The sequence below is a fragment of the Streptomyces griseomycini genome, from assembly GCF_014203535.1.
GTDB lineage: Bacteria > Actinomycetota > Actinomycetes > Streptomycetales > Streptomycetaceae > Streptomyces > Streptomyces griseomycini.
Genome location: NZ_JACHJI010000005.1, coordinates 461,687 through 476,668, shown reverse-complemented (window position 1 = coordinate 476,668; position 14,982 = coordinate 461,687). Strand labels below are relative to the sequence as shown.

Genomic DNA, 14,982 nt, shown 5'->3' with positions numbered 1-14,982 from the left:
CGGGCGAGGTCCTCGGCCGCGATCTGCTGGAACTGCCGCTCGGCGCAGCCCTGCTCCCCACAGTCAACGGCACCCCGGGTAATCCTCGAGCCGACGGGCCGTCAGGCGCGGTGGACCGCACAGCGGCGACGGCCCCGGCCGCGCTCACTGATCGATTCAGAATGAGTTGAGCTGCGGGTCTCGTGCTCGACGATCTTGGCCGGCAGGGTGTCGGGGTGCGTGCTGATCTTGTTCCTGACGACCCGTGGGAGCGATTTGCTCCGCTGCTGCCGCCCGCTCCCGAGCGGCACCGCCGCCATCCGCGGCAGTTGCACGACGGCTCCCACAGGCACGCCGACCGCTGGATCAGTGGCGGAGACGAGCCTCGGATCCGTTGATACCCAGGATGCAACTCTGGAGGACCTGCGACGAAGGCTGCCGGCCGTCAACCGGAACCAGCCTGAGCTCCAAGTCCTGCAACGGCTTGAGCACAGTGACGGTCCGAGACCCGTCCGGGTCCGGGCCTGTGAGTGTGGGCTGCGAGGTGTTCGTCGAGGGCGATGCCGAACGTCTGGTGGGCTCGCTTCCAGCGGGGGTCCATCGCTTGCGGCCCTGTCCCAGCCGGATCGAGGCCCATGACCACGAGGTGCTTTCGGACACGGTCCGTCAGTGGACGCGCGCATCGGTGCTCCCTCGATCCGTCGTAGCCGGCGACGGAGTCAGTTCCAGCCATGCCCCGCCGTAGCGGGGCTCGCGTCGCGGCTCGCCCCGTCCCGGGCGGGGCAGTCAGAGCGCTGCCGCGATCAGCACGCCGGAAAAGAGGCAGAGAGGCAACCCGATCAGGCCCCCCGCCATCACCCACCCCATGCGCGGTGTCGAACTCCGCGCGACTCGGCGGCAGAAGAGCGCCATCACCGCGCAGTAGAAGAGCAGCGGCACCACGACAAAGGTCGCACCGGATCCCATGGTGACTTCCCTTTCCTGGGGACTGCGGATGACCGGGCTGCCCTTGGACAACCCGGCCACCCGACGTTCAGCCGCTAGGGCGTGAAGTTTTCGACGAACTCCGTGTGCCGACCCGTCGGCGAGTCACCATGCGTGACCTTCTTCGGGCGTACGTCGGGCCGTCACCGGTCAACGGCACCGGCGCCTCGATGGCCCACGGATTGCCTCCGCTCCCCCAGCCCATCGCGTCGCACTGACCTTTGTCCACGGGCAGGTTACCGAGGTCACGCCAGTCGCCCAGCTCGATCCGCTGGTTGGACGGGCGACCGAGGTAGTCGGTCACCTTGTCATCGTTGTAGACGCCCAGGTCCGGCATGTGGCTCCGCCACGCCAGGCCGTTGTCCGGCACCCCGCTCGAGGTCATCACCACGCCGCCAACGTCAACGACGTCACCCAGACCCTGGTCGACGGCGTCCCGCCCGTGACCGGCAAGCCCGGCAGGCCACGACGTCGACCCGATACCGTGCTCGGCGGCAAGGGACACGACAGCAACCTCGATCGCCGCGAACCGCGCAGGCGCCGCGTCTTGTCGGTGATCTCCCGCAAGGGCGCCCCCGGCATCGAGGACCTGGGCAAGCTCCGCTATGTCGTCGAGCAGACCTTCTCGCTCCTGCACCGAGGGACCAGGTGATGCGGTGCGGCTGCTTGTCGACGGCACAGGTGCGGAAAGCCGCCGAGGCGTCGGTGGTCAGGGTGGCGGCTTCGCCGATCCCGTTCTCGTTGCAGTAGGTCGGTCCGCGGACGGCGCCGTACACCGTCCGCGGTTCTCCGCCGGTCACCTCGCAGATGTCGGGCCCGTCCTGTCCGGGCCATTCGACTCCGTTGTCGCCCGGCATCCAGATCACGGGCAGCAGCCCCGTGCCCCGTGGGCGTCTTCGCGCGGATCTCCGCCCGTCCACGGGTCAGGGTGATCTTTCCCTCCGTGGTCAGGCGGGCCAACGTCCAGGGGCGGGAATCCTCGATGAAGCAAGGGGCACCGAGGTGGGCGTCGTCAACCGAGCGGATCCGGGCAAGGTGCTCGTCGGCCGGGCCGGCGGAACGGTCGGCACGGCCGTCCCCGGCGCCGTCGAGAACGCCGCCAGGTACCAGTGGGTGTGGAACCGGCAGTAGGCCACTGCCCGGCCCACGGCTACGAACACCAGAACCGCATGCCGACGGCCCACCGGAAGCGGCAGGCCTGTCGGCGGTCCCACCGGTGGGCCTTCGCCAGCACCGGCTGCACCACCCGCGCCGAACCGGCCGGCCGAAGGCGCCATGCCGGGACCGGGGTCAGACGCGGGCGAGTTCGGCGGCGCCGAAGGAGACGTCGAAACGGTCGCACCAAATGCTGACGCTGGTGTACCGAGCGGGGTCGACATCCTCGGGCAGGGCGTAGTTCTGGCTGCCCTTGTTGCCCTTGAGCCTGCCGAGGCTGACATATTGCCCGTCGTCGAAGACGTGCCAGCCGGCCTTCCCTTCCTTCACCGGTGCGTCGGTGAGCCACACGCGCAGATCGGGGCCGTTGCTGGTGTCGAGGTTCTCCAGCCGGACGATGCGGGAGCCGTCGGCAAGCCGCACGAGCTTCACCGTGCCCGATGTCGCGTGCTCGTGGCTGATCAGCTCACCGCTCGCCAGCGTCTGCGGCCCGGTCGGCGTGGTGGACGTCGAGGAGGGTGCCGCCGCAGGAGGAGCGGAGGTTTCCGCCACCGGAGGCAGCGCCTCCTCGACGGTCTCGTCCTGCCACAGCTTCCACGGTTGAAACCAGTACAGCCCGAAGCCGCCTCCGACGACCGCCGCCACCAGCACCGTGATGACCAACGACCGCACCGGCACCTTCCGTACGCGTCCCATCTCTGCCTCGCCTCCTGGAAGCTCGTCTGTCCTGCCCCATTCAACGGAAGCGGGCGGCCGTCCCACACCCCTCGGGTGATGACCAAATCCTTACGGCGCACCGTCGTACTCAGCGGTGCTCGGGGTTGTCCGCTGCTGCAGGCTGTAGAGGACGTTCATGGCACAGTGTTTGACGCCGTCCTCGTCACCGGTGATCAGACACCCCCCGACACGCCCGTAGTGGGCGTACTGCCCCTGGGCATTGAGCAGGCTCGAGCAGTTGTACAGGCGCTCGATGACCTGCTTGGTGACGGAGCTGTTGTCGCCGAGCCAGAAGGGCCCGGCCAGGACCAGGATGTCTGCGGCCATCACCTTCTCGTACAGCGTGGGCCAGGCGTCGGTGGCGAAGCCGTGCTCGGTCATGTCCGGGTGGACGCCTGGTGCGGTGTCCTGGTCGACCGCGCGGACGAGCTCCGTGGTCACCCCCCGCGCTTCCATGATCGCCCGACTCCTCTCGATGAGCCCCTGGGTGTGGCTGAGCTGAGGGGAGGGCTTGAGCGTGCAGTTGATGGAGAGCGCGTGCAGGTCGTCGTAGCGGTAAACGTCCTCGGTGGACGGGGCGGGCGGTACTGCCATGGCGGACTCCCGGAAAGGAAGGGGGACGAATTCGGGGGGCGGCACCGCGCGCCGCCCCGACGGCAGCGTCTCGCGGGAAACGCGAGTTTCGCCGGTCGAGGCACCTCGATGAAGCGGCCGGTGTGGCAGGCGCCGGCGACGTTCGCGAGCATGGCGCCGGCCCCGACGAGACCGAGGCGCGAGCGCTGGCAGCCGGGCCCGCAGCGCGGGTGGCCGCTACATTGGCCACGGCCCAGAAGGCACCGGTGGCGATCGCGGTCAGGAAGCGGGCCGCGAGCAGCGGAGTGAAGCCGGAGCCGACGGCGATGTGACCTGCGGCGAAGACGCCCAAGGCGAGCATCAGGGTCAGCCGCGCGGGCAGCCGCAGCGTGAGCATCGCCGTCAACGGCGCGCCGACGACCGTCCCGATGGCGAAGACGGTGATCAGAAGCCCGGCCTGGGCGACGCTGGCCTGCAGGTCTCCCGCGATCTCGGGCAGCAGGCCGGCCACGACGAACTCGGTGGTGCCCATCAGGAACGTGCCCAGCGCGAGCACGCGCACGACGAGCGGAAGCCGGGCGGGCGCTGCCCGCTGAGGCTGCTCGACTCCATCACGGTGTCCGCCGCCTTCGTGCGCAACGGCCGCCCGGACGTCGTTGCCACCAACCCGCTGGCCCGGGCCCTGCGCGCGCCGATGTTCGACAGTGCCACCACCGACAAGCGCGGCCGCGCCAACTTCGCCCGCTGCCACTTCCTCGACCCTGGCTCACAGGACTTCTTCGTCGACTGGGAGGCCGGCGCCACCGCCACCGTCGCGCTGCTGCGCGCCGAGGCCGGGGCGTGAACCGCATGACCGGCCCCTGCGCGAACTGATCGGCGAGCTGTCCACCCTCAGCGCCGACTTCCGCACCATGTGGGCCGCCCACGACGCCCGTATCCGCCACGAGGGCGTCAAGCGGTTGCAACACCCCGAGGTCGGCCTCCTGGAGCTGACCTACCAGTCCCTGGACCTACCCGTGTCGCAGCGCGCCGTGCACGACCTGAGCCTCTACACCGCCGAACCGGGCAGCACCTCCGAGGACCACCTCAGGCTCCTCGCCGGCCTGGCGGCAACCCGCCCCCGGGCGGCAGAGCCCACTGACCGACTCAGCTGAGCGGCCCGTTCCCCACGGGTTCCCCTGTGAGGGCTGCGGGCACAGCCGGACACAGCCCACCTGGGCGGAGACGTGGCCGGGTGTGCGTGGTGCGGGTGGCGGCCGGCTCCCCGGCACAGGAGCCTGCCCGTACCGCCGATGGCTGCCGGTTCGGCGGGCGGCGGTGTTTCGCCCGGCGGGAACGTGACAGCATCCTTCGGCAGCGACGTCCCGCGGGACGGGACGCGGTGCGCGTGACAGTGGTCGGCTGCCACGGCGGCTGTTGCTCCACTACGCTCTGGTGTCGGTCAAGGGGGGACGGGATGGGCGCTGCGGTGGTCGAACCGGCGGTCGCGGAGCGGTCGCGGCATGTGAAACGCGCGGTACGGGCTGCCGGGGCCGGGCTTGTCGCGGTGGCCGGTTCCACGCTCATGACGCGGCTGCTGCTGGACTCCAGCGCCTGCCAGGACGCGCCCGGCTACGGCTGCCTCGGCTACGCCCTCCTGTGGTCCTACCTCCTGCCCGTCCTGAACTTTCTGCTCACCTGGCCCGCCCTGCGTGTCCTTGCGGTCCGGCCGTCCTGGCCCACCGCTCTGCTCGGCACCGGCATCGGCTGGTATCTGGTCCACGGCATCGACGCGGCCCGGTGGCTGCCCGGTGACACTCAGTACGTCCAAGCCGCCTTGTACACGGGCGCGTTCCTCCTCGCGTCCTGGTTCACCCAGTCGCGCAGGCCGCTGTGGCCGCGAGCGGCCGTGGCCCTCGTGCTGGTCCTGCTGATGCCACTCGACTCGCTTGCCGCCACCCAGCTCACCCGGAGCAGGCAGAACCACGAACTGGCCGACGCGGGTGTCCCCCTGCTCGGACCACGGCTGCCCGCGGGCTACCACCTGGACGGCGCCGGCACCACCGGATCGGCAGCCACACGCGAGGTGACCTTCCACTACCGGATTTCGCCCGACAGCCTGGGCAAGGGCGCGAACACCATGGACGAGCTGCGTCAGGAGATCCAGGTGACCGTCGGCCCCGTACAGCCGGGTTTCACCCCGCCCTCCCACTGCGCCGCGCTCACCAACGTCCACCCTGTGCCGTCACCCGCCTGCAGCCCGGTGGCTCCCGGGGTGTGGCGGTGGTCGAACTACGACCACGTCAAGTACTTCACGCGGGTCGGTGACGCCGTCGCAGTCCTCCAGGCCCGCACGCCCCCGGTGAGCAGCGCTGTTCTCCGAGAGCTTGCCGGCACCATGCGGGTCCGCCCGCCGTCGTACTTCACGGGCGGCTGAGCGGGGTCCCCGTCCTTCAGCGTCCCTGCCCGGAATGCCGGGGCCGCGGCCGCCGGGTGCTGCGCCGGGAGCACCGCACAGGAGCGGGTTCGCCGTCGCCCAGGGCGGCGGGGCGCGGTTGAGGTGCGCTGGGTGGGGGCGGATCCTCCGCCGGGTGGTCGTTCGAGGCCGGCGGTGACGTGGGGGCCGCCGCCGGTGCAGGCGCGGTCGGCGAGGACCGGGACGCCCTGGCGTTCGCGGACTCGGATGGTCTTGTGGGCGCGGGCGGTGGTCAGGTCGGGGGTGCGGCCTGGCGCGGCACGGGAGCACCAGAGGGGTGCGCCGTCCGGCCGTGCGACGACCTGGACGTTCGTGCCGTGCTGCCTGTGCTTTCGGGAGCAGTACGGCTCGTCCGCACGGACGCGGTCGGTGGTGATCGGGGCGCCGTCCACGACGAGAGTCGCCTTCGCCCGGCCCGACCAGGGCTTCGTGCGGACCCGGCGCCCAGGCCCCGAGGACGTCCGGGGTCCAGGGCCTCGTCGATGTGGTGCCGGGCGGTGGCCGCCGGAGCACCGAAGCCGGCTGCCGGCGCGGGCGCGTCTCCCTCTTGCGCGGGTGCACCAGGGTGAGCAGGGCCTGCTCTTGCACCCATCCGGCCTACCGTGATGGCGAGACACATGGAGTCCGGTGAGGGTGGGACCGGGATCGCCGTTCACCTCGGCCAAGTACTCCACCCTCCCGCGAAGGAGCTCTGCATGTCTGAACGCAATACCGCCATCCGCAGCCTGCACGATCTTGGTCTGGCCGCCTGGTTCGGGGGCTCGTTGATGGGGGCGATCGGTCTCAACGGCGCGGCCCAGGCCGAAGGGGGCACGGAACTGACCCGGGACCGGATCTCCTCAGCGGGCTGGGCGAAGTGGACGCCGGTCAACGCCGCCGCGATCGGTGCGCACCTGTTCGGCGGCGGCGGGCTGCTCGTCGTGAACGCGCACCGTGTCGCCACACAGCAAGGAGTGGGCGCCTCCACTACGGCCAAGACCGTCGTCACCGCCGCCGCTCTGGCCGCCACCGCATACGCCCGCGTTCTCGGCAAGAAGGTCGAGCTGGCCTCGTCCTCCGACCCCGCTGACACCGAGAAGGCGGACAGGCACCCGATTGACCTCGACAAGACCCGGCGGCAGCTGGCCTTCGCGCAGTGGGCGGTACCGGCACTGACCGGATGCCTGGTAGTGCTCAACGCCCTTCACGGCGAACAGCAACGTCCGGTCGAGCAGGTTCCCGGCATGTGGGAGCGGGCGCGTTCGATGACCCACCTGATGTCGTGACACCGCCTCGCGCGGCGGAGCGGGTGTGACCGTCGGCCGTAGCTCGTCGCGCGTGATGCGGGCACGGTGCTGTCGCGGCATGTCTGCGACGGTCCAGGGCACTCGAGGTGGGCCTGGCGGCCCCAGCCGCCGAGTACGCCTTCGGGCTCACAACGAACGGAGATGTCATGTCGACACACGCACGTGCTGCCCGCAGTGCCCGCACTCCCGTTCAGCAAGCGGCCTTGACCGTGGGAGCGGTGTTCCTCCTGGTCGGTGTTCTCGGTTTCATCCCCGGCATCACCACGGACTACGACACCATGGAGTTCGCCGCGCACCACTCGGAGGCCAAGCTCCTCGGCATTTTCCAGGTGTCCGTCCTGCACAACATCGTGCACCTGGCCTTCGGCGTCGCCGGACTGGCACTCGCGCGCACCGCACCTCAGGCGCGCCTCTACCTCCTCGCCGGCGGCGCCGTCTACCTGGTTCTCTGGCTGTACGGCATGGTCATCGACCATGACAGCGATGCCAACTTCGTGCCCGTCAACACCGCCGACAACTGGCTCCATCTCGTGCTCGGCCTCGGCATGATCGCACTGGGCGCCCTGCTCACCCGCAGGTCTGCTACCGCACGGACTGCCGGCTGACGGTACAGGCGATCACCCCGATCCGGCCGCCGGGCGGGACCTGCGCTCCCTCCGGTGCGCACTGAACCCGGACTCGCGATGTCGGCCCACCAGTACCGATGGCCTGCTCTCCGCGTGTCAGAGCTGATCGGTATCCTTCCGGCGGGACTCCACAAGACGGGCTGAGGACGGGGCATGGGAGCGAAGACCGCAGTGCTCGCCTACGCAGACGCTGAGATCGCCCACGTGCTCCAGGACGCGCCGACAAGCGAGATCGGCCGGGCCGCGGCGCTGGTCGCTCGAGTCCGTCCACGTCACCGCATCGACACGGACACCGAAGAGGCATGGGAACTGGCGGACGCGCTCTACCCGCCCGAGGGGACCGTCTGCGCGCTGTCGGCATCTGGCCTGGACCTGGTCTGCGACCGGGTCGTCATGCTCGACCGCCCCTCGCAGCTTCCCGAGCACCTTGTGGCCGCCGGCCGAGGCCGACGCCTCTACCTCCATGCGATGCACAGCGTCGTTGACTGGCTGGCCTTCGCCGTCTGGGACAACGGCACGCTCGTCCGCTCGCTGAGCCTGTCCCCCGACAGCGGCATCATCGAGGACATCGGCGAACGGTTCCCGTTCGAGCAGCCCTACTGGGAGGGCCGGCACCCGGTGGAGCCCCTTCCGCCCTTCGAGGACGACGAGCCGTATCCGCTGCCGTTCCATCCGCTGGCGCTGGGCGAGCGAGCGATGCTGGAATTCTTCGGCTTCTGCGTCGAGGGCTTCTCCGGCGAGGACGACGCCCCCGAGCCAGTGGTGGACATCTGGGACGTTGAACTGCACGGCTTTCGCGTGACAGCGACGTCATCAGGCGAGGGCGCGGACTGACCGATGCGGTCCTGGAGGCTCAGCCCGGTGCCGGCGAGGCAGCCGTCGACGGCCTCCGGTCGGTACTGCGACATCGTGAGCTTGCGCTTGACGGCACGGGCGATCCGGCTGGGGCCGGCGGCGGCAGGGTTGCCGATGCCGCGCCCGGCCGGCGACCAGATGCCTTGTACCCACGGACGGAGCAGAGGAGCCGTGATCGCTCGCCAGGCTTGCAGCAGGTCATGCCCGCCGTCGACACCCGGCCCGAGCCCCGGCCGCGCACGCGGGACACCGGGGTGCAGCCCCGGCGGCCCCAGGACCCGGCTCGCGGCGGTGTCAGCGGCTGACCGGCCTCGTCCTCGAGAACGATCCATCCGTCGCAGGCCGCCGCGATGCTGGTGCCCCTGGGCGATGACTGACAAAGTGTCCCGCGGACCGACGGGAGAATCCACGCCGGCACAGCGGATTGAAACGGACATGACCGCCACAACGGCATGGACGTTGATCGGACGCCTCTCAGCGGCGAAGGGAGCATCCGCAGCCTGCGTCGCCTACGCCGGCATCAGCGCCCGGGTTGTCGCCGACGTCGTCGCCCGGCGGAACCCTGCAGCCGTCACCGCATCCGCCGGGAACGCCGCGCCGCAGTGTCTTCCTGCGGTGTCCCGACCGCTCCCGTTCAGGGGTGACGCGTTCGAGCTTGGTCCAGCCGGTCCAGCCCCGTTTCCTCAGGAGCTCCATCAGCCGACGGGCCGGCGGCACGGTGTCGAACGCCAGCGTGTCCATCAGTTTGACGAGCGGTGGCTCGATGTCGGTGTCGTCGACGTAGTCCTCTCCCCGTTCGTCAGCCATTTGCGTGATGTAGGCGGACAGTCCGTCGGCCAGCTCGACCAGCCGTGGGTCATCGTCGGTGCGGTCGAGCGCCTGGCCCAGGATGAGGTAGAAGCCGATGAACTGCGGATCGGCGAGTTGCTCCCGCTTGCGTGTCATCCACTCCGCGACGCGCTCAGGTGAGCGCGCGGCCAACGGGATCCAGCCGTCGCGTTCGACCTGGACGATCCGCTCGTCGACACCGAGCGCCCGCAGTCGGTCGAGGTACTCGACCACCTCCGGGGGCAGCGCCAGGTCGTCCCCGGCCGCGAGGCGGGCGATCCGCTCCCGGTGTCGTTGCCGCTCCCGGATCTCCGCCCGCAGCCGCTTGTCGATGTCTGCGACCGCCGTGGCGAACTCCTCCTCATCGGCCTGCAGCAGCTCCCGCACGCGCGCCAGCGGGACCCCGGCCTCGGCGAGGGTCCGGATCTTGATCAGCTCGACCACGGCGCCGGCGTCGTATCTCCGGTAGCCGGAGTGGTCCCGCTCCGGCTCCGGCAGCAACCCCTTGGTGTGATAGTGCCGCACTGCGCGCACCGTCACCCCGGCGTACGACGCCAGCTCGCCGATGGTCAGCATCGGACCAGTCTCCTCGAACCTGCTCAAAGAGCTGGCCCGTCGGATGGGCGGTGTGCGCTCCGAATGATCTCCGCGACTTCCGGGGCGTGGGTGAAGACCAGCCGGTGATCGGTGTCGAGCCAGGACGTGGAGATGTGCGGCCGCTCGCGGACGAGTCGCTCGATGCCGGCACGCCAGAGCCGGTTGTGCTGTGGCGCGCGCCCCTCAGCGCTGTCGCCGGCGATGGAGGTCGACATGATCATGCTGATGGGGTGGTCGATCTTCCGGTACCGGTCGAGGATTGCGGACCGGACCACATCGATCTCGAGGTTCAAGTCGAGGACGTCCCGTGCGGTGAGCAGCACCTGACGCGCGGCGTCCTTGGCCCGCTCGGCCTCTTGTCGCGTCGCCGAGCCGTCCGCCATCGAGCGGAATACCGCCAGGTCGGCTTCGGCGATGAACGGTTCGGGCAGAGGGTTCGCCCCGTCGATGAGGACAAGCCCGGCGACGGTGTCGGGACACTCGGAGGCGTAGTGCACGGCCAGGTCCGCGCCTAGCGAGTAGCCGACAAGCACGGGTGCCGAGGGCAGGTCGAGCTCCGCCAGCACGGCGATGAGATCGCTCAGGAACGCGTCGAAGGAGTACCGGTCGGCGGCCGGGGCGAGGCCATGGCCCCTGAGGTCGAAGGTCACCACGTCGTGGTCGCGTCGCAGGAGGGTGGTCAGCTCGTGCAGGTCGGCCTGTGTCGAGTTCAGTCCAGGACACAGGACCAGCGGTCGTCCCCGACCGCCGCGGGACACGGGGATCGTGACGCCGTCGTGGTGGACCGTGAAGTGCCGCATCGTCGTGTCGCCTCTCTCGGTCCGCTGCTCTCCGCCGGCCGGCATGTCGGTGATCGTCTGTCGGTGAGGTCCCTGGTCGACTCCGGCGTCCACCTCGTGGTCACCGTATGACTGGTGCGGTCCGGCAACCTCGATCGCATTGGTTCTCGTGGTCATGCCGAACATGCTGAGAGGTTGCCCCTGCGTCAGGGTCAACCGGCACGGTGACATGACCTCTCCCACGCACGCGCAGCCGCCGCTCCCCGCCCCACACCGTTCGCAGCCGGCTGTCGTGCGTGCGCGTCGAGCGCCTGCTCCAACAGGTCGCCGAGAAGCACGACCGCTCCGAGTACTCCGCGAACGCGGGCTTACGTGCTCGAGACGACCGCCCTGTGATCAGTTCCTCGGCTGTCGCCAGGATGTGATCAAGGAGCGTGGCCGTGCGGATACAGCGTCGTCAGGTGAGCGGGGCCGTCTCGGCGCGCTCTGCCTGGTGCTCCTGGGGGACAGGGTCACCTGGCACGGCGAGGCCTTCCACTTCGCCCGGGAGAAGTTCGCCGAAGCGGCGCAGGGAACCCCCGGCGGCGAGCTCGCCACCGGATTGACGGCTGTCGTCCTGGGTGACACGGGTGGTGGTGAGTACCCGCCGAGCGCGCAGGCCAGGCTCGCCGCCGTCGACGCCGCCCTCGAGCGCATCGCCACCCGCGCCCGGGAGACCGGCGAGCGGTTGGTGGACCGGCCGGACACCGCGGCGCTGCGCACGCTGCGCGCCCTGGCGGCCGAGGACCGGGAAGCCTTCGACGCCGCGCTGGCCGACCTCCTCGTCGGTCACAGCACTCTGCACGCTCCCTCGGCCTCCGCGAGGTCTCTCCTTCCGCTCGTTCCCATCGCCCTCGCCGCGCTCGCGTACCGGACCCTGGGCTGGGCGCGCCCGCCGTCAGGTCCGACTACCTCCCGCACGCGCTGATCACCGGCTTCGAGACTCCGGGCCCGAGGGTCGCGGGGTTCGGCCGCAGCCGGCGGCCGGACGCGGCCGCAGCCCTCGCCGCGGGCCCGCTGGTCGTGGAGCGTCCCGGCCGGGAGCGGACGGTGGACCCGGCGATCGAGACCAGGTACGAGGAAAACCTCGGGAAGGCGTTCACGTCCGCTGACGGCGAGCCCCTTGCCCTCTGGCGGCTCGTCCGGGTCATGGGCGGTCAGGAGCGCCTGTTCAAGTGGCGCGCGGCCGGCCCCGACGCTGTCACGGACGACCGGCTCGCCACCGTGCGCACGGCCTCCCAGACGGGGGGCGGCCCTCTTCCGCATCGCGCTCGCGGAGCCGGGCACCGAAGCCGAGGTGAATGTCGGTGGCCGCACGCTGCGCTACCTGGCCGAGCGGAGCGAGAAGATCGGCGCCGGAACCTGGCAGACAGCCACTGCCCTGGCCCTGATCACTGGCGCACGCCAGGACCTCGCCCCGCTGGTCCTCACCGGTCCCGCCTTCCTCCGCCCGGACGATTCCGCCTTCAGCGCGTACCGCGAGGCCCTTCACGCATACCTGGGGGGTACCGACCCCGAGCCGGCCGTGCGGCGGGCGCTGGAGCAGGCGGAGAAGGCAAAGGACTGGGGATCCGCCATGCCGCCGGCCGTGCTGCTGTCGCAGCTCGTGGAGGGCGACGAGGAGAGCTTCAACCTGGCCTTGGCCGACGCGCTTGAAGCGCACCGCGACTACTACCAGGTCGCCGACCGCACCGACGATCCGGACGCCGGCGTCAACCTCGACGTTCTCGCCCTGGCCTGCCACGCCCGCCGCCGCGGCTGGGCCATCCGTGTCGTATCCCCCTACCTTCCGCAGAGTCTCCTGCGAGCCGCCCGGTCCTTCAAGAGGTCGCGCGGGAAGGAGGGCGTACGAGGAGGCAGCGCTGTCGGCTCCGGCGGCGCCGACTTCGGCGTCGGCGGTCACGCACTGACCTGGGTCGTGGTCGGGTGCACGATCACCGGTGGCAGGCTGCTGATGCTCGGCGGCCGACCGGGCGACGTGCTCGGCAGGCGCCGCATCCTCCTGCTCGGCACCGCTCTCTCCGGTGCCGCGTCCTTGCTGGCCGGGCTCGCGCCGTCCTTCGCCGTGCTGGTGCCGGCCCGGCTGCTGCAGGGTGCCGGGGAGCGATCGCGCTTCCGGCGGCGATGGCCGTGGTCGTGCTCATGTTCCCCGAGGGGCCGCGCAGGTCGCGGGCGCTGAGCGTGTGGGCGGCCGTCGCGAGCTGTGGCCTCGTCCTCGGGTCCGTGGTCTCCGGGATCATCACCGAGCTGCTCGGCTGGCGGTGGATCTTCCTGGTGTCCGTGCCCTTCATCGTGGTCGTGTTCGCCGCGGTGGTCTGCCTCGTGCCGGGCGAACGGCCCGCCGGGCCCGCGCCTTTGGACCTTGCCGGTGCGCTCCTGCTGGTCGCGGCCCCGCTGCTGTTCCCCCTCGGGGTCGTCGGGGCGGGAGGGGCGGACGGCACGCTGCCCCGGCTGCCGCCGGTTGAGGCTGGACTCCGCCCGGTCTTCGTTCCCCTGGCGACCCTCACGTACGGGTTGGCCGTCGGCCGTGCCTCGCGGTGGGCCGGGCACCGCTGCGACGCGGGCCAGGATGCGGGATCCAGCGGGACGGGGTGTGGCCGCCTGCCGAGCCGGGCCGTGTGGGCCACCGGGCCGAGGTCGGCGGCCGCGACGACCTGGAGTCTCGCCTCGGCCACCGGCACGCCTTCCTCGCACCTGAACGGTCAAGGCAGCACCTGGAGAGCCAGGGTGCCACCGCGAGAACCGACGAGGACTGCAGGACCGGGATACGGCCAGGTGGCACCGGCAACCCTTGTGAGGGAACAAGTGCCAGCCCCAGACGGCTGGACCGGCACGTTCACCGACCCCCGCCTCTGCGCGGCCGTCGTCGACCGTCCCGCCTCCAACGGCACCGTCGTCGAAACCGGCACCGACTCCCACCGTCTGGCTTCCACTCGCGCCCGGGCCGAAGAACCCGCCAAGGTCAGCTGACACCCCGCAAGTCCACCTCGGCGGCCCGCTGCCTTCACGGGCGGTGGGCCGCCTTCACCGTCACGCCGTTCCGCAGCGCTCACGGAGGCGCTCGACACCGTCGCCTTCCAGGTCGTCGAGATACGCCGCGCGTCCGGTCATGGCCATCGTCAGGGCCAAGGTACTGCCGGACACGAGTGCCCCGGATCCGGTCTCGAACGGGCCGTCGTCCGCGACGAGGCGCAGGTCGCCGATGCGTCCCTTGGCAAGGACCACCTGATCCGTCCCCTGGTAGTACTCAGCCACTCGTGTGACCGCCTCAGTTGGGTAGTCGCGACGAATGCCCAGCGGACGCCGGATGTCCTCCGCGTGCACGATCGTCTCGCCGAGCATGGCCACGACAGGGAGAGGGGGCTTGGTTCTGCCGGGGACAACACGCCGGAACCGCTCAAGGGTCTCGGCCGGGGTCGCACCGAGCTGTTCGGCCAGCCGCATTGCCACCTGCTTGTCGAAGTCGAATCGGCAGCGGATCACGCCCGCCAGCCAGCGCACAGCGTTGAGGCTCGCCCCCGCAGTGAGATGCGCCAGCACCTCACGCACCGTCAGCCCGGTGCACAGCGACGGGGTCGCCCACTGATCGTCGGGCAGATCCGCAAGATCGGCTACCAGTGCCGCTCGCTCAGTGCGGATCAGTGGCCAGACCCCGGTCCCCGGACCGCGATCTGCTGCCGGTTCCGAACCAGTCATACGGATGAGTCTCCTGTCACGAGTCATGCTCTGCACTGCGCCTGGACCGGAACACGTGGTCGTCCGGCAGGGTGTTCGAGGAAGAGACTCCCCCACTGGAGCGAAGTCATCGCCCACAGGGTGACCATCCTCGAGGCGCCCGAACCGGGACCGCGCAGGCATCAGTGTGGACATGCCGAGCCGACAGCAGGTCCTGACGCTGTTCCTCGTGAACATCCACGAGCCCCGAGATCGCCCCCTGCTGCCCACACCGGCAGACAAACGCTGCTGCTGAAAGTGAACGAAGCCACGAGGAGCTGCCGCCCCGGGCGATCGCTCTGGATCCTTGTTCGAAGACCACGTCCACGCGTTGCGGGCGCCGGGCGGCGTCGCGCGGAGCAAGATCCGCTACGACAACCTCGAGGCCGCCGTCG

14 protein-coding genes and 7 pseudogenes are annotated in these 14,982 nt (G+C 70.6%); 11 read left to right on the top strand and 10 right to left on the bottom strand.

What is annotated here, in order from left to right:
- Positions 1–765 precede the first annotated feature (765 nt).
- Together FHS37_RS16750 and FHS37_RS16745 are read right to left on the bottom strand one after the other, a co-directional pair.
- Positions 766–996 (bottom strand): hypothetical protein, encoded by a 231-nt coding sequence (locus tag FHS37_RS16750; protein WP_184821865.1) that lies wholly within the window; start codon positions 994–996, stop codon positions 766–768.
- Positions 997–1,012: 16 nt separating this feature from the next.
- A complete protein-coding gene (locus FHS37_RS16745; protein ID WP_184821863.1) occupies positions 1,013–1,468 on the bottom strand; it encodes a hypothetical protein in 456 nt (151 codons plus the stop codon).
- A gap of 497 nt (positions 1,469–1,965) precedes the next feature.
- Here FHS37_RS16745 and FHS37_RS40495 point away from each other — a divergent pair, with 497 nt between their 5' ends.
- Positions 1,966–2,094, top strand: coding sequence for a hypothetical protein (locus FHS37_RS40495; protein ID WP_268254592.1), 129 nt, complete (start codon positions 1,966–1,968; stop codon positions 2,092–2,094).
- A 159-nt stretch (positions 2,095–2,253) separates the two neighbouring features.
- Here the strand turns inward: FHS37_RS40495 and FHS37_RS16735 are convergent, their stop codons facing one another.
- The 3 genes and pseudogenes from FHS37_RS16735 to FHS37_RS38835 form a co-directional block, all read right to left on the bottom strand.
- Positions 2,254–2,814 (bottom strand): DM13 domain-containing protein, encoded by a 561-nt coding sequence (locus FHS37_RS16735; RefSeq protein ID WP_184821861.1) that lies wholly within the window; start codon positions 2,812–2,814, stop codon positions 2,254–2,256.
- A gap of 135 nt (positions 2,815–2,949) precedes the next feature.
- Positions 2,950–3,429: pseudogene (locus tag FHS37_RS16730) on the bottom strand (flavodoxin family protein); the annotation flags it as partial.
- 235 nt (positions 3,430–3,664) lie between these two features.
- Positions 3,665–3,940: pseudogene (locus tag FHS37_RS38835) on the bottom strand (MFS transporter); the annotation flags it as partial.
- 84 nt (positions 3,941–4,024) lie between these two features.
- On the opposite strand from FHS37_RS38835, the gene FHS37_RS39490 reads away from it, so the two are divergent.
- The 3 genes from FHS37_RS39490 (at position 4,025) to FHS37_RS39485 (ending at position 5,824) form a co-directional block, all read left to right on the top strand.
- Positions 4,025–4,252: an MmyB family transcriptional regulator gene (locus tag FHS37_RS39490; protein WP_308439495.1), complete on the top strand. Its 228-nt coding sequence runs from the start codon at positions 4,025–4,027 to the stop codon at positions 4,250–4,252.
- A complete protein-coding gene (locus FHS37_RS38830; RefSeq protein ID WP_229890027.1) occupies positions 4,170–4,562 on the top strand; it encodes an MmyB family transcriptional regulator in 393 nt (130 codons plus the stop codon). Before FHS37_RS39490 ends, FHS37_RS38830 begins: the two co-directional genes overlap by 83 nt.
- 302 nt (positions 4,563–4,864) lie before the next feature.
- On the top strand, positions 4,865–5,824 hold the full coding sequence (locus tag FHS37_RS39485) for a hypothetical protein (protein WP_229890014.1): 960 nt from the start codon (positions 4,865–4,867) through the stop codon (positions 5,822–5,824).
- A 176-nt stretch (positions 5,825–6,000) separates the two neighbouring features.
- Here FHS37_RS39485 and FHS37_RS41090 read toward each other — a convergent pair.
- Positions 6,001–6,445 (bottom strand): annotated as a pseudogene (locus tag FHS37_RS41090) (transposase family protein); the annotation flags it as partial.
- A gap of 113 nt (positions 6,446–6,558) precedes the next feature.
- Here FHS37_RS41090 and FHS37_RS16715 point away from each other — a divergent pair.
- The 3 genes from FHS37_RS16715 to FHS37_RS16705 all read left to right on the top strand — a co-directional run bounded on the left by FHS37_RS16715 (position 6,559) and on the right by FHS37_RS16705 (position 8,609).
- A complete protein-coding gene (locus tag FHS37_RS16715) occupies positions 6,559–7,128 on the top strand; it encodes a hypothetical protein (protein WP_184821858.1) in 570 nt (189 codons plus the stop codon).
- 167 nt (positions 7,129–7,295) lie between these two features.
- Entirely contained in the window at positions 7,296–7,754 is a 459-nt protein-coding gene (locus FHS37_RS16710; RefSeq protein WP_184821855.1) for a DUF4383 domain-containing protein, read from the top strand.
- Between the two features lie 174 nt (positions 7,755–7,928).
- Positions 7,929–8,609 carry a DUF6928 family protein gene (locus FHS37_RS16705; RefSeq protein ID WP_229890013.1) on the top strand — a complete coding sequence of 227 codons (681 nt, stop codon included), beginning with the start codon at positions 7,929–7,931 and terminating at the stop codon, positions 8,607–8,609.
- A gap of 8 nt (positions 8,610–8,617) precedes the next feature.
- Here the strand turns inward: FHS37_RS16705 and FHS37_RS41295 are convergent.
- From FHS37_RS41295 to FHS37_RS16695, 3 genes and pseudogenes are all read right to left on the bottom strand, one after another.
- Positions 8,618–8,991 (bottom strand): annotated as a pseudogene (locus FHS37_RS41295) (hypothetical protein); the annotation flags it as partial.
- Between the two features lie 274 nt (positions 8,992–9,265).
- Positions 9,266–10,034 (bottom strand): annotated as a pseudogene (locus FHS37_RS16700) (MerR family transcriptional regulator); the annotation flags it as partial.
- 23 nt (positions 10,035–10,057) lie between these two features.
- Entirely contained in the window at positions 10,058–11,020 is a 963-nt protein-coding gene (locus tag FHS37_RS16695) for an alpha/beta fold hydrolase (RefSeq protein WP_229890012.1), read from the bottom strand.
- On the opposite strand from FHS37_RS16695, the gene FHS37_RS40490 reads away from it, so the two are divergent.
- The 4 genes and pseudogenes from FHS37_RS40490 to FHS37_RS16680 all read left to right on the top strand — a co-directional run bounded on the left by FHS37_RS40490 (position 11,010) and on the right by FHS37_RS16680 (position 13,843).
- Positions 11,010–11,801, top strand: coding sequence for an Imm49 family immunity protein (locus FHS37_RS40490; protein WP_308439492.1), 792 nt, complete (start codon positions 11,010–11,012; stop codon positions 11,799–11,801). The genes FHS37_RS16695 and FHS37_RS40490 overlap by 11 nt on opposite strands.
- 195 nt (positions 11,802–11,996) lie before the next feature.
- Positions 11,997–12,662: pseudogene (locus FHS37_RS39470) on the top strand (immunity 49 family protein); the annotation flags it as partial.
- A gap of 12 nt (positions 12,663–12,674) precedes the next feature.
- A pseudogene (locus tag FHS37_RS16685) lies at positions 12,675–13,336 on the top strand (MFS transporter); the annotation flags it as partial.
- Positions 13,337–13,678: 342 nt separating this feature from the next.
- Positions 13,679–13,843, top strand: coding sequence for a hypothetical protein (locus tag FHS37_RS16680; protein WP_184822208.1), 165 nt, complete (start codon positions 13,679–13,681; stop codon positions 13,841–13,843).
- Between the two features lie 60 nt (positions 13,844–13,903).
- Here FHS37_RS16680 and FHS37_RS16675 read toward each other — a convergent pair whose 3' ends face one another.
- Positions 13,904–14,569 (bottom strand): maleylpyruvate isomerase family mycothiol-dependent enzyme, encoded by a 666-nt coding sequence (locus tag FHS37_RS16675; RefSeq protein ID WP_184821852.1) that lies wholly within the window; start codon positions 14,567–14,569, stop codon positions 13,904–13,906.
- Between the last annotated feature and the right edge of the window lie 413 nt (positions 14,570–14,982).

What these genes read in the sequence shown, in the direction of transcription:
- FHS37_RS16735 (WP_184821861.1), bottom strand. Translation starts at nt 2,814, where the DNA reads ATGGGACGCGTACGGAAGGTGCCGGTGCGGTCGTTGGTCATCACGGTG.
- FHS37_RS39485 (WP_229890014.1), top strand. Translation starts at nt 4,865, where the DNA reads ATGGGCGCTGCGGTGGTCGAACCGGCGGTCGCGGAGCGGTCGCGGCAT.
- FHS37_RS16715 (WP_184821858.1), top strand. Translation starts at nt 6,559, where the DNA reads ATGTCTGAACGCAATACCGCCATCCGCAGCCTGCACGATCTTGGTCTG.
- FHS37_RS16710 (WP_184821855.1), top strand. Translation starts at nt 7,296, where the DNA reads ATGTCGACACACGCACGTGCTGCCCGCAGTGCCCGCACTCCCGTTCAG.
- FHS37_RS16705 (WP_229890013.1), top strand. Translation starts at nt 7,929, where the DNA reads ATGGGAGCGAAGACCGCAGTGCTCGCCTACGCAGACGCTGAGATCGCC.
- FHS37_RS40490 (WP_308439492.1), top strand. Translation starts at nt 11,010, where the DNA reads ATGCCGAACATGCTGAGAGGTTGCCCCTGCGTCAGGGTCAACCGGCAC.
- FHS37_RS16695 (WP_229890012.1), bottom strand. Translation starts at nt 11,020, where the DNA reads ATGTTCGGCATGACCACGAGAACCAATGCGATCGAGGTTGCCGGACCG.
- FHS37_RS16675 (WP_184821852.1), bottom strand. Translation starts at nt 14,569, where the DNA reads ATGACTGGTTCGGAACCGGCAGCAGATCGCGGTCCGGGGACCGGGGTC.